General features: G+C 67.3%; 14 protein-coding genes. 8 read left to right on the top strand and 6 right to left on the bottom strand.

Going from position 1 to position 12,345, the window contains the following annotated elements:
- Positions 1–98: 98 nt before the first annotated feature.
- Together HEB94_RS52140 and HEB94_RS01735 are read left to right on the top strand one after the other, a co-directional pair.
- The gene (locus HEB94_RS52140) at positions 99–230 is read left to right on the top strand and encodes a hypothetical protein (protein WP_273374739.1); all 132 of its coding nucleotides are present in this window, start codon (positions 99–101) and stop codon (positions 228–230) included.
- 798 nt (positions 231–1,028) lie between these two features.
- Entirely contained in the window at positions 1,029–1,190 is a 162-nt protein-coding gene (locus HEB94_RS01735; protein ID WP_192748324.1) for a hypothetical protein, read from the top strand.
- A gap of 765 nt (positions 1,191–1,955) precedes the next feature.
- Here the strand turns inward: HEB94_RS01735 and HEB94_RS01730 are convergent.
- Positions 1,956–2,837 carry an AraC family transcriptional regulator gene (locus HEB94_RS01730; RefSeq protein WP_238361383.1) on the bottom strand — a complete coding sequence of 294 codons (882 nt, stop codon included), beginning with the start codon at positions 2,835–2,837 and terminating at the stop codon, positions 1,956–1,958.
- On the opposite strand from HEB94_RS01730, the gene HEB94_RS01725 reads away from it, so the two are divergent.
- Positions 2,827–4,287 carry a serine hydrolase gene (locus HEB94_RS01725; protein WP_202896054.1) on the top strand — a complete coding sequence of 487 codons (1,461 nt, stop codon included), beginning with the start codon at positions 2,827–2,829 and terminating at the stop codon, positions 4,285–4,287. The two genes, HEB94_RS01730 and HEB94_RS01725, sit on opposite strands and share 11 nt — an antisense overlap.
- Here HEB94_RS01725 and HEB94_RS01720 read toward each other — a convergent pair.
- Together HEB94_RS01720 and HEB94_RS01715 are read right to left on the bottom strand one after the other, a co-directional pair.
- Positions 4,250–4,405 carry a hypothetical protein gene (locus HEB94_RS01720; RefSeq protein WP_192748323.1) on the bottom strand — a complete coding sequence of 52 codons (156 nt, stop codon included), beginning with the start codon at positions 4,403–4,405 and terminating at the stop codon, positions 4,250–4,252. The two genes, HEB94_RS01725 and HEB94_RS01720, sit on opposite strands and share 38 nt — an antisense overlap.
- Positions 4,406–4,596: 191 nt before the next feature.
- Positions 4,597–4,788 carry a hypothetical protein gene (locus HEB94_RS01715; RefSeq protein WP_202896053.1) on the bottom strand — a complete coding sequence of 64 codons (192 nt, stop codon included), beginning with the start codon at positions 4,786–4,788 and terminating at the stop codon, positions 4,597–4,599.
- Between the two features lie 242 nt (positions 4,789–5,030).
- On the opposite strand from HEB94_RS01715, the gene HEB94_RS01710 reads away from it, so the two are divergent.
- The gene (locus HEB94_RS01710; protein WP_192748322.1) at positions 5,031–5,324 is read left to right on the top strand and encodes an Imm31 family immunity protein; all 294 of its coding nucleotides are present in this window, start codon (positions 5,031–5,033) and stop codon (positions 5,322–5,324) included.
- Positions 5,325–5,627: 303 nt separating this feature from the next.
- Here HEB94_RS01710 and HEB94_RS01705 read toward each other — a convergent pair whose 3' ends face one another.
- On the bottom strand, positions 5,628–6,050 hold the full coding sequence (locus tag HEB94_RS01705; RefSeq protein ID WP_192748321.1) for a hypothetical protein: 423 nt from the start codon (positions 6,048–6,050) through the stop codon (positions 5,628–5,630).
- A 9-nt stretch (positions 6,051–6,059) separates the two neighbouring features.
- Between HEB94_RS01705 and HEB94_RS01700 the strand changes: the two genes are divergently transcribed.
- Positions 6,060–6,266 carry a hypothetical protein gene (locus HEB94_RS01700; RefSeq protein WP_192748320.1) on the top strand — a complete coding sequence of 69 codons (207 nt, stop codon included), beginning with the start codon at positions 6,060–6,062 and terminating at the stop codon, positions 6,264–6,266.
- Positions 6,267–6,894: 628 nt separating this feature from the next.
- Here HEB94_RS01700 and HEB94_RS01695 read toward each other — a convergent pair.
- Entirely contained in the window at positions 6,895–7,803 is a 909-nt protein-coding gene (locus HEB94_RS01695; RefSeq protein ID WP_238361382.1) for an alpha/beta fold hydrolase, read from the bottom strand.
- Positions 7,804–8,511: 708 nt separating this feature from the next.
- Between HEB94_RS01695 and HEB94_RS01690 the strand changes: the two genes are divergently transcribed.
- Positions 8,512–8,952, top strand: coding sequence for a hypothetical protein (locus HEB94_RS01690; RefSeq protein WP_192748318.1), 441 nt, complete (start codon positions 8,512–8,514; stop codon positions 8,950–8,952).
- 87 nt (positions 8,953–9,039) lie between these two features.
- Here the strand turns inward: HEB94_RS01690 and HEB94_RS01685 are convergent, their stop codons facing one another.
- Positions 9,040–9,279, bottom strand: a complete 240-nt coding sequence (locus HEB94_RS01685; protein ID WP_192748317.1) for a hypothetical protein — start codon at positions 9,277–9,279, stop codon at positions 9,040–9,042.
- A gap of 283 nt (positions 9,280–9,562) precedes the next feature.
- On the opposite strand from HEB94_RS01685, the gene HEB94_RS01680 reads away from it, so the two are divergent.
- Entirely contained in the window at positions 9,563–10,120 is a 558-nt protein-coding gene (locus tag HEB94_RS01680) for a hypothetical protein (RefSeq protein ID WP_192748316.1), read from the top strand.
- Between the two features lie 1,879 nt (positions 10,121–11,999).
- On the top strand, positions 12,000–12,341 hold the full coding sequence (locus HEB94_RS01675; RefSeq protein ID WP_192748315.1) for an ArsR/SmtB family transcription factor: 342 nt from the start codon (positions 12,000–12,002) through the stop codon (positions 12,339–12,341).
- Positions 12,342–12,345: the final 4 nt, after the last annotated feature.

The raw sequence follows: 12,345 nt of genomic DNA, 5'->3' as shown, positions 1-12,345 counted from the left end.
GTCACGGATAGCCATTGGTGACATCCAAGACACGCAACAGCCAGGTCAGCAGGCGTGAAAGCAAGCCATGCCTGTAGACGCGGGCACCCTCGGGCGGGATGCACGCCGCTTACCTCGAGGTGACCCCGCCCGTGGCGACCACGCACAAGACCCTGGCGTTCCCCGAGTGGGTGGACAACGGTGACCTCTCGGTCACGTCGGTCGCCCACAGCGTCAGTGTCACCGACTGAGGCGTCCGGCTCCGGGCGGCGACCAGTGCGGCGCCTCGGACGAGCGGTACGGCGTTGGTCGAAGTCGCCTGCCTGCTGGCGACGTCCGCGACAAGTGAGACGCGCGCGCATGGGGTAAGCGGAGCGGGCTGGGAAAGGCTGACCACGAGTTAGGCAGGAGGCCCGGTTGCGGATGTGGGCGAGGAAGCGAAAGTCTCCCATGAAGGCGGCGACGAAAGGGATCGTCACGGGGATGGCCGGCGTATGTATCGCCGGCATCGTTGTGGTCATGCGGCGGCGACGAAGGAAGCTGCTCCTTCGCGGCACCGGTAGTGCGCTTTGAGTGCTTGAGTACGCGGACTGCCGGCTCGCGGCGCCCGAGTCGTTGCGCACCGGGGTGTCGACCAGCTCGCGGAAGCCGATGGTGGTCCCGCACCGGATTGGCTCTGGGTGGAGCACGCCGGTGCGGGACCACATGGAGGGCTCTCGGCAGGCCAAAGGGGCGTGCCGCCCAGTGCTCCCCGACCACCCGCTGGGTCGGGGTGCGGTGTCGTCGACCCGTTCAGCGGTCACTGGCTCAAGGCATCCCGCTCCGATGCCGGCGTAGAGGACGTCGGCGATCCGTGCTCGGGTGACCATGCGCGGGGAGGCGTGGTGCCGCCCTCTTCAACGCGCAGAATCCCTACCAGCGCGACGTCTCTCCAAGGGTGTGGGAGGCGACCCGGACGGGCACACCGTCAGCGGCAAGGGGTTGGGATGTCGCAGCCCAGGAGGCCACGGCCAGGCGGTGGGTGAGTGGGCGAGGGGATTGGGGTAGAGATGGCTGAAGATGTCCGTGGACCTACCAGGCTGTTACGGCACGTATGGGCCAGGCTTGTCATCATTGCTCGCAGCGTCGTCGGCCGGCTGGTGGCCTGCCTGACCGGCTTCCACGCCGACAACACCGCGCGGCGCAACGCGTGGGAGGCGGGCCTGCGCTGATCTGCAATGCCGCTAGCGTGAAACGACGCGAAGGCCAGCGGCACACACAAGGATTCCAACCGCGAGCCCACTGACGGGCCGACATCGCATTCGGCCCGCCTGGAGCAACGACGACTCGCGACCGCGCGGGGCTGGGCCGGGGGCGGGCGCGCTCCGCGCCCTGGTGTTCGGTCTCGTGCACTTCGACTGGGCCGCGGGAGGTCGGCTCGGACTTCCCCCCGTCGGTCCGATCAGTGAGCGGACCTGGTTCCTCATCTACGACATCCTTGCCGGCCTGGCCTTCGTCGTGTTCACCGCCGTTGGGGCGGTCCTCGCAGCGGACCGGGACAGCCGACGACCCAGGTCTGGTTGCTTCGGGCCGCGGTGGTCGGCGGCGTCCTCGCACTACTGCGCGGCGGACTCGGCCTGGTGCAGGACGCCTTCATGATCAACGAGTCGGCGTCGGCGCCCTCTACGACGTCGTCTTCACCGCCGGCGGTCTGGTCTTCCTGTGGTCGGTACATCTGCTGCGGTCGACCCACCGCCGCTGAAAGCCCATCGCCCCGCTGTGAACGGCGAGCGCCGCCGCGGTGGCGTCGTCACCCGTGCCTGGGGCCGTACCAGGCGTGGCGGCAGCGGCCCGCTACAGCTGCCAACGGCGAGTTCACAGGGAGGCCACCACGCGGGCAAGGGAGATGCTGGGTCCGCGTGAATGACGAGGATCAGCGGCGAGTGGGGCGTACCCCGTGGTGTGGTGACAGAGTGGCCCCGCCGGCCAATCGGGAGCTATCGATCACCCAGGCGTTCGTGACGCGCCTTGGGCGGATGTTTCGTGGCCGGCCATGCGGTGTCGTCAACCGTCAGCCATGGTTCACCGGCCACGGTCGTCGGGGTCACTCCAGTGAACGCCACGACGTCGCGATGCAGGTGGGACTGGTCGGCGTAGCCCCCGTCGGCCGCGACGCGGGCTGCGCCTTCACCCGCGACCAGTCGGTGGACGGCATGGTCGAAGCGGACCAGCTTCGCGGCGAGCTTGGGCTGCATACCAAGCTGCGAACGGAACCGGGACCACAGGCGCTTACGGCTCCATCCGACCTCAGCCGCCAGGCTGTCCACCCGAACCAGGCCCCGGCCGGTGAGAATCCGGCGCCAGGCCCAGGCCACCTCCGCGTCGACGGCCGACGCCGCCTCGTTCCGGCGGGCGAGCAACGCGTCGGTCAACGCGAAGCGCTCCTCCCACGAGGAGACCTCGCCCAGTCGCTCCCGGATCCGCGACGCCTCCCGGCCCCACAGATCGTCCACGGACACCACGGCGCCCTGCAGATCGGCCGGGGATGCGCCCAGAACCGCACGCGCGATCAGCGGAGACAGGCGCACCTGCACGCACACGACGTTCTCGCCCCGCGCCAGAACCGCCCCTCCGAACCCGAAACCGAGTCCGGCGACGAGACTTCCCCGCTGCTGCCCTCCGGCGGCATCGTCCACGATGGGCTGACCCGCACCGAACTCCAGAATCATTGTCAAGGCCGGGTGCGGGACCATCCGAAGCGCGGTCAAGCTACGGACACCGAAGCCAGCCATGGTGACACCAGCCACCCGGCTGGCCCGCTCAGGACGTGCGACGTCCCACGCAGCCACATTGTCGCGTTGGTACACGGTGGACCGCATCGTCACATGCTATGCGAGCCGACCGGCCGGAACATTCGTCCAAGCCATGGCACGCCGGGATGGCGACAGTGGGCCGATGACCCCCTTCGTCAATGAGCAACGTCGACCTACGCCGGCACCGCTGCACGCATTTGATCAGGAGAGGACAGGTGTCTTGAAGATCCGACTGGTGGTATGTGCAAGCGTCGCCCTGCTGGGCGTTGGTGCGGGCACGGCGACGGCAGTTCCCCCACCCGAGGCGGCCGCGGCGGTGCTGGCTGCCAGCACGAGCCCGTCGACCAGCCTCGCTCCTGCGGAGCTGACGTCCGCACTGGACAATGTCCACCGCGCGGGGATGCCGGGTGTGTTCGCCGAGGTGCGCGATGCCGGCCAGGTATGGCGCGGCGCTTCCGGGGTCGCCGATGTGAGGACCGGCCGTCCCGTCGGGCCGCACATGCGGCACCGTGTCGGCAGCATCACCAAGACCTTCACCGCCGCCGCGGTCATGCAGCAGGTCGAGCAGGGTCGGATCCAGCTCGACGCGCCGATCGGCCGCTACCTGCCGCAGCTGGTGCCGGGGGAGCGCGGCGCGAAGATCACAGTTCGGATGCTGCTCAACCACACCAGCGGCATCCCCGAATACCTTCCCTATGCGTTCCCCTCACTCAAGGAGTGGCCCTCACTGCCGGACATGTCGCCTGAGAGCCTGGACGACAACCGGTTCAGGCAGTTCGACCCGGCTGAGCTGATCAAGATGGGGCTGGGCGCGCCCGCCGCCGGCGAACCGGGAAGCACTCCGGGGGTGTACTCCAACACCAACTACCTGCTCCTGGGCCAACTCCTGGAGAAGGTGACCGGCACCACGGCAGAGAACTACATCACCAAGAACGTCATCAGGCGCGCCGGGCTCAAGCACACCGAGTTCCCGGACAGGCCCCGCATCAAGGGGCCGCACTCCCGGATGTACGAGGCGTTCTTCGGCTTGATCGACCCGCCGCGCGACTACAGCGTCTACAACATGTCCTGGGTCATGATGGGGGCCGGTCTGGTCTCGACCATGGAGGATCTCAACCGCTTCTACGACCAGCTGCTCGCCGGCAGGATCGTCAACCGGTCGTCGCTGGCGCAGATGAAGCGCGTGGTCCCGGTCATCAGCCAGGAAGGGTACCCGATCGAGTATGGCCTCGGTCTGACGAAGGCCACGTCCCCCTGCGGCATCCTCTGGGGCCACGACGGCTCGGCATGGGGGGCCGTCACGATGTCCTGGACCCGCGCTGATGGCAAGCGGCAGATGTCCGTCGCGATGAACCTCGCGAGGTGGAACATGCCGGACTCCTCGGGGATCCCGCAGCCGCACCCCATCGACCACGCGTTGTCGGCCTTCCAGCAGCAAGCGATGTGCGCTAACGGAAAACCACAGGCGACGGCTAACGCTACCGACCATGCCAAGGCGAGGGAGTCTCGTCGGTGACCATCAGTGCCTGGCCGACGACCACGTCGCACTCGCCGCCCGTGTCGATCACGACCCAGTTGTAGTCGGCGGCGACGGTGGCGCCCCGCTTGGCCAGGTCGGGGGTCGGCCAGGGCATGACCACGACGTTGTCCGGCCAGTCATCACCGGCCGAGCTACCCCAGTCAAGGACGGTGGCGGCGTAAGAGTCCGCGCCGACGAGGAGCTCGCGAGCGTCCCGGGGCGCAACCGCCCCTCGGCCACCGCTCGCATCACCGTGTCGAGGCCCAGAACTCCCGAAGCTACCCCGAGCCGCAAGAGGACCAGCGCTCAGCGAGTCTTGGCGGATGCCGAGTCTCGCTGTAGCGTGCGGTCCACAGTCGGCCGGGACATGGAGAACAGCCCGGTGAGGTCGGTGATGCTGTATTCGCCGATGCCGTGCATCCGACGGGTCTCGGCTTGCTGACTGCTGAGGCGATCGCCGAATTCCTCACCGAGCTCGCCCGCATCATCGACGAACATGGCCCCGGTCACCGTCGGAATCGACGTGCTGGGTGGGATCGCAGGGCTGATCACCCGATGCCGCCCGACGCCGAGCGCTGGTGCACGTCCCCGGCCTGGCCGTGAACCGTACCCGTCACGCCAACCGTGGCGGCAAGCACAAGTCCGACCCTCCCGACGCGCAAGGAGGTCGAACCCGCCCGCGGTTGGGGCCGTCCGGATCTGGCAGGCGCCCGACCAGCTGTCGTGGGATGCTGCCCCACATGGACAGCCCCTCAGACCCAGGCGAACCGTATGAGTTCGATTTCTTCGATGTCGTGGAGATATCGACCCGCACGCGCACGTCGGCAGCGGAACCGATCGAAGGCGTGGTCTTGGGGAAGTCGCAGAACGAAGCGGACGGCTCACGCTCCTATGCGGTGGCATTGCTACCAGACGGCCTGGCGACCATGTTCGAGGAGTCCGAGCTGAGACCAACAGGCCGCCGCGTCGCTCGGGCGGATATCTACCCCGGAGAATCGATCCGCGCCTCCGTTGATGGTGACCTGCTCGGCTAGGAACGGGGGCCGCCACCGCGCACCTTTGTACAAGCCGAAGCGCCGGGCCTGCTGACCTGCGGACTTTGCTCAGACCGCGACCAACGGCTCCGCCGACCAAGTCCGTCGTTCGCACCCCGAGCGTCAGGACAACGGGCAGGAGTAGCGCCACCACATCGCTCGGTGAGCTGACACCGGCCAAACCCTCCGGCCCTCGTGCCTGCACGCGAGGCCTGCTCCGGTGCACCATGCCGGTTTGGATCTCTGCGCGGAGCAGCTGCTGCACGCCGAGCACCTCATCCACCGACATGCGATGGACAGAGATCACCGTTCGCTCCGCGGCGTCTTCCCTGCCTTGATCTTGGCCACGCTTGCCAGCCAATCGTCCCAGGCAGCCGGGTCCGTAGGCCCACCGTCCGCCTCGAGCGTGGTATCGCCGATGAGGGTCAGCAGGTCGTCGCCAGCCCGCTGCGCGAATTGCCAAATGAAGTCGCTCATCGCGAGGAACGCCTGCCTGGACGTGAGTAGCTCCTGATCCGGCGGCAGGGAGCTTTCGGGGGATGACATGAGTCCTCCAGTCGCGATCTCGCCATTGCGGACCTCTGCCCACGCCTGCGTGCCGACAGGCATCGTCCTGAAGTACATCGCGAGGGTCAACCCATCCTCCACGGGAATCCTGCCGCTCAGTTCCGCCGGGTGGCGCGGCGACCCGATCTGGTTGCCGAACAGACGCGTCGAATCAACCATGCTCGCGACATGGTCGCCAGCATCTTCCCTGGCCTCGAACGAGCCCTCGACCTGACCAACCTCGCAGAGCTGCCCTTGCTGGCCCGCTACGCCACTCCGGCACAGATCCGGCACGCCGGCCGCGCTCGCGTCGTCGCCTACCTTCGTCGCGCCGGAGTCGCCAGCGACCGAGCCGCCCGCATCGCCACCGCGGCGGTCGACGCCACCCAGCGGTAGGGAGCGGAAGTACCTGGCGAGGCCAGGATCGCACCGTTCCTGCGCGAGGTCGCAGTCGACGCCATCACCGCGCGGACGCATCAGTGCGGTGGAGGCTGAGATCAGCGCCTCCCTCGACCGCCGCCCTGTCCCTCGTTCTTGACCACTCATTGGGCTGGGCGCTTGATCGCTGTGAGGGTCAGGTCGGGGAGAACAGGCCAGCGTCGTCGGGCCGGAGCCGCAGAAGCGAGGTGGACTGCAGCGGTCAACGTCGGCATCGACGTGCCCAAGCGCCTAGACCGGGTGGTGGCGATCACTGATGACGGACGAGTGTTGATCAACAGAAAGTTGGAGAACGCCGACCGCGATCGGTGCGCTGACTGAGGGGTGCGTGACCTCGACGAGGGCCCGGTCACGGTCGGTGTCGATGTGAGACACGGTATCGCCGGGCTGCTGATCGCGATGCATCGAGGATGCTGGGATCAACCGCGTGCATGTGCCCGGTTCGGCGGTGAACCGAGCCAGGCAGGGGACGGTGGTGAGAACATGACCGACCCTCGCAAAGCCCGCGTGATCGCCGCCCAGCTGCGCATCAGACGCGACGGCTGGACACCACTGTCTGATCACATTCGCAGGCTCATCGTCTCGTTCAGTCCGCCTGCGTGGCGTGGAGCGCCGTGAAGGCCAGGAGAAGTGCGGCGGTCCGCGGTGGATCCTCGAGCATGGGTGAGTGTCCGAGACCGGGCAGCAGCTCGACTCTCGCGCCTGGAACTGCGGTGTAGTCGGCGGCGGAGGACGATCGCCATCGCCGGTCGTCCTCGCCGAAGATCACCAGCATCGGCTTGCCCAGGGGCGCCAGTCGATCGGGGAGCGCACGTCGCTTCAGGTACTCATCAGCTGCGCGCGACGTCGCGGTGAACGCGTGGTAGGTCATGCCGCGCACGTCATCCACGAGCTGCTGGGGGATCTGGTAGCCCGGACTGCTGAAGGCGGTGCTCGAAGCCTGGCGGAGCAGACCGTCGGTCCGAAGCCGCCACAGCAGCGGCCCGACAACCGGGGTGAACATGAGCTGGCCGACGGGCCCATCGGAGATGAAGGCGTCCAGGCGCGGTCCGGTGTCGATGAGCGCGAGTGCGGTCACCAGGTCGCGGCGTTGCTCGGCGAGGGCGGTGGCGACCGAGCCACCGGTCGAATGGCCCACCACGATGGCGTGTCTCACGCCGAGCTCGTCCAGTGCGGCGCCGACGCGGCGTCCCTGTTCGGGGACCTCGTAGCCACCACTGGCCGGTTTGGCTGACTGACCGTGCCCGAGCAGGTCGATCCGGATGACTCGATGGGATCTCGTCAGCATCGGAACCAGCGGGTCGAACCAGCGGGTCGACCCGGCGAGCCCGTGGATCAGTACGAGCGCCGGGGCATCGCGGGGCCCGTCCTGACGGACATGGACGTCCCCGCCATCTAGATGCAGGGCCGAACCTGCCGTGGCCTCAGCGCTCTGCCGTGGCACTACCAAGGCGTTCACCAGGAGCAGACCGACAACGGCGAGAGGGACGGTCAAGGCGATCAGGCGGCGCCGTCGGCGGCTTGCCGCGCGGCTCACGTCAGCCTGCAGGTGGGGAGTCTGCGGATCGGTGTCGTCCGGATTGGCGGGATTCTCGAGCCCGGGGAAATAGCCATGGGCCCACTGTCGCCGTCCGTGCGCACTGGTGGCTTGTACAAATATTCCGGTCAGTCGGGCTCGCGTTGCATGTCGGTGTGGTTGGCCGTGCACGAGAGTACGGACGCGGCTGTGTGGGAGGTCGCACGTCCGGAGCGGGGGCAGCCGCGTGGTGACACCCCGATCGACCTCCGCCGCGCATCTGTCAAGTTCCGCACTCTCGACGGCAACGTGATCGCTGTCGAGGGGGGTGGGTAGCTGAACACTAGGGAGAGGGTTAGCCCTCGCAGAGCGTCGTCTGGACCGCGGCCTTCGTGTCGGTCCAGGCGACACCGCTCGCGGACATGCGCTCGCTCACCGCCGGGACCAGCTTGCGAGGGCCGACCAGCTACGGGCCCTCTGGTATGCCCCACACCGCTGGAACCCGCGCTGCGTTGAACGAGCCAGGGCTGAACTGGCCTGTCGTGGCGTTGAACCCTGATCAGCTCGATCGCGTCATCACGGTCGGGATCCAGGTCGTACAGTCGTCGGACACCGACATCGCAGCGCGCCAATGCGCCGCCGGCGAGGCCGTGCCCAAGGGACACGCTAAGTCACCAGGAGAAGCGCATGACCGGATGGATCAAGGACTACGTGCGGACGTGCCTCGCCGCCTTCGATGCCCGCGAGAAGCATGACGACGAGTTCCTCGACAACCTTCAGGCTGGCGGCCATCGGATCGTCGTCATTCGTCAAGAGACCGAACTCCGCCCCGATGGCAACGGCGGAGAGATCATCGCCTGGCAGATCCGCGACTTCCTCACCGAAGAGATCCTGGCCGCTGGCCGTGGCACCGACTCCTTGTTCAAGGGCCACCATTGGCAGGACAACTGGTACGACTATGAACGCGCTGTCCTCGACGCCGCACAAGAGCCAGGCGCCCCCAGCCTGGACGCGCCGCCCCCATCCACGATCCTCGATCTCCCCGCTTCACTCGCCGACGCACTAACTGAGCGTATCTACGAGTGGGTTTCTGAGCACCAAGACGAAGCCAGGGAGTGGGTCCGATAAACGACCTTGCCAGTCCTACGGCGCACCACGACCCCGAGCTGTCACGCAAAGGCGGTCGCTCGGAAGTGCCGGTGCACTCGTCGGAGGTCATCTGGTCCTGCGGCCCGCCAGCCGACTGACCCCTTCGGCCGGCATCTGCCGACCAGGATGCTCACGGGCCTGGGCCCGAGCCTCCACCTGGGCTTGCGCCCGCGCCTGCGCGACTCCACGCGCATAGGCCGCCTTGGCTTCCTCGGACTCGTCCCATGTGTCGTGGCCGTCGAACTCGCTGGGTCCTCGCCCGAGACGTTCGTTGATCAGTTGGTCGTACAAGGGCGTGTCACTCATCGATTGTGCTCCCCAGATCCACAGGCTCCACCGGAAGTCGGCTCCTCCGCGCGGGACATTAGCGACTTCGGGAGATTCACGCATGTCGGTAGTCACCGAGGATCGGCCTTTGCCCAGCGTGCGCCGCGATAGTGCACGCACAGTAGCCACGGTGATGTGAAGCGCTTCACAGGATTCGCGGTCGTGTCGAACCGATTAGTACTCGGCGGTAGTTTGCGACGCGTGCCCGAAGTCGCCAAGGTCGTGATCGTCCCCAATCAGAACTGAGAAAGGACGTCCTTTCATGTCCGGACGACTAACCCGGCCGATCGCCTTACTCGTGACGCTGGGGACTTTTATTCTGGTGGGCGCGGGAGCAGCATCGGCCGCGACCGCCACGGACAACGTCGCCCGCTCCAACGGCGCGGCGGCGACCACCAGAGCACTGACCGGGACCGCCGACGACGGCAGCACCTTCACCGGTACGTTCACGCCGACGAGCTTCGCCACCAGGGACGGTCACCTCGTCGCGGTGGGAACGGCTGACGGGACCCTGACCCGGCCCGACGGGAGCACTACCGCCGTCGACAGGTCCGTCACGATGCCGGTCGACACGGACGCGTCGACGGGCAGCTGCGAGATCCTCGACCTGGTGCTCGGCCCGGTCGACCTCGACCTTCTTGGCCTCACGGTCCACCTCGACACGGTGCACCTGAACATCACCGCCGAGCAGGGGCCGGGCAACCTGCTCGGCAACCTCCTGTGCGCGGTTGCCGGCCTGCTTGACCAGAACACCGGGCTGAGCGTCATCCTCAACCAGCTCGTCCTGCTGCTCAACCAGATCCTGGCGGTCCTCGGCTGACATCGCCCCCGCACCTCACCTGGATCACCTGGATCGTGCCTCCCACCAACCGGTGGGAGGCACGATCCGCGCCCGGTTGGGCCGAGCGGTGCTCCGACGCCGTGGTCGCGACCTCGTGTGCACCCCCGCATGTCCGCGCGGCTGCCACTTCCTGACACCCTCGGCTTCACCATGAAGCCCTACTCCGCCGCCCGTGACTGGGCTGCTGCGACAGTCACGTCGCAAGCGACCCTTTTCCCACGAGTCCAATGAGGAGAAGGCGCTCGCCTTCGGATGGTCGCACTGCGTAAGTGCGGCGATGTGCTCAAGGCGTGGATGCTCATTTTGGGCGCGGCGTGTGTGACGAAGCAGGCCAGACTCCGCGGCCATGAGGTGCTCGAGCCGGGGTCCGGGTCCTGGCAAACGTCCTTGGGCTTGCCCGAAGGTGCCCACATGACCGCGGTTGAGTTGCAAGCCGATCATCCGATGGTCAGCCACCGCCGGTTGCGAGCTACGACACGTAGTTGGCAGCGCCGACGAGCTCGTCGTCTCCTTTGCGGCCGAAAATGGCCTATTATGTAGACACGGTCCGATTGCAAAGCTTGGATGGCGTGGGCCACGTGCTGGGGAGCGCCGGTCGGGGCTGCCCCTCCGGGCGTGGTAGCCGGTCTTCGGCGGTGACCCGCCCGCACGGACGCGACGGGGATCGGCACCTCCATTCACCTACCGGCCAAGAGATGGTCACCCCGTGTTTCCGTCAGGGTCCCCGCGACTTTGCGCCCGCTCCGTAGTTTCGTGTCATGGAAAAGATCCTCGGAACTGTGCTCGCCAATGTGGCGGCTCTCTTGATCGAGGCGCTCATAGTGCGGCTGGTCCAGCGGTTCGCTCGCACACCGGCGCACGCCTGAGCTAGCCTCACCATCTAGCTTCCGGGGAGCAGATGATGCACCCCACGCAATAGCGCGCTCAGCAATTCGTGTTCACCGGCGTCTTCCCGCTCGCACTGGCACTCGTGTTGTTTATTGGGCTCGGACACGCAGCGCGCCCGCTCCGTCGATAGCGACTGCGCGCTCTCGGTACGCCTGGTCGACGTCGGCTTCGTCGCCGTTCCACCAGGAGTCGGGCGCTATCTTGCCGCGCTGTCGTTGTCGGTGTCGCCTCAGGGGCTGGATGTTGCAGTCTGGCGTCGTTCCACCAGCAGCCGCGAAGTTGCCCTCGACGGCGTTGTCCCTCGATACGACGGATGAGCAGTGGGCGCTTATCGACGGGTTGCTGCCCAGTCCTGCCTCGCTGCTCGGTTTTGTGTGCCAGACGGCGGTCTTGGTCGGGTCGTTTCGGTGAGCGTAGTGGGTCTTCGACCTGGCAGGTGTCAGGTTGTCGAGGGACTCGTGCGGGCGGTCGGTGTCGAACCAGTGGATCCACTCCGGCGGTGGTGATCTCGACGTGGTCCAGGTCGCGCCAGAGGCCTTGTGGGCCGATGGGTTCGGTCTCGTAGAGGTCCGTCTGAGCCTCGGCCAGGGCGTTGCCGTAGGTGTCCCCGACGCTGCCGACGCTGCCGACGCTGGGCGCGGGGCCGGCCCTGAAAACCTCGTGGTGAAGGCGATCGATGTGGAGGTCAAGGGTTCCCGGGTCGTCGGGTACGCGCCTGCCCGTCGATGAGCGGGCTGGCGTCGCGGATCCCAGACCATCGCGCGACCTGTTGTCGTGCGCGGCACCGCCGGAGACTGGCGTCGGCTCTGGGGTGGCTGCGTTCCCAACCCCTTCGGCCTTCTGTTGACACGCGACGCTCGGCTGGCACCGCGCGAGATGCGGAGGCCCATCTGGTCATGATCGTCATCTGACAAGACCCATCAGGTTCGTCTTCGCTTGACGCGTGCCGATATGGGCATATGATGGCGTCATGGCGCGAGCAGCAACGACGTCGGACGTCTTCAACGCGATCGCCGAGCCACAGCGCCGGGAGATCCTGGTACTGCTGCGGGCGGGTGAGCGGCCGGTGACCGAGCTGGCGCGGGAGCTGGGGATGGACCAGCCGCGCGCGTCCAAACACCTGCGGGTGCTCCGGGAGGTCGGGCTGGTGCGGGACCGCAAGGCGGGCAAGCAGCGCCTGTACGGCCTTGATGCCCGGGGGCTGCGGCCGGTTCATGAGTGGACCGGCGGGTTCGAGCAGTTCTGGAACGAGAGCTTCGACCGGCTGGACGCGTATGTGCAGGACCTGAAGCAGGCAAGGCAAGAGGAGTAGCTGA

Source organism: Actinopolymorpha pittospori, from assembly GCF_014873875.1.
GTDB classification, from domain to species: Bacteria; Actinomycetota; Actinomycetes; order Propionibacteriales; family Actinopolymorphaceae; genus Actinopolymorpha; species Actinopolymorpha pittospori.
Note: the sequence above shows the minus strand (reverse complement) of the source record. Positions and strands in the feature narration are given on the sequence as shown.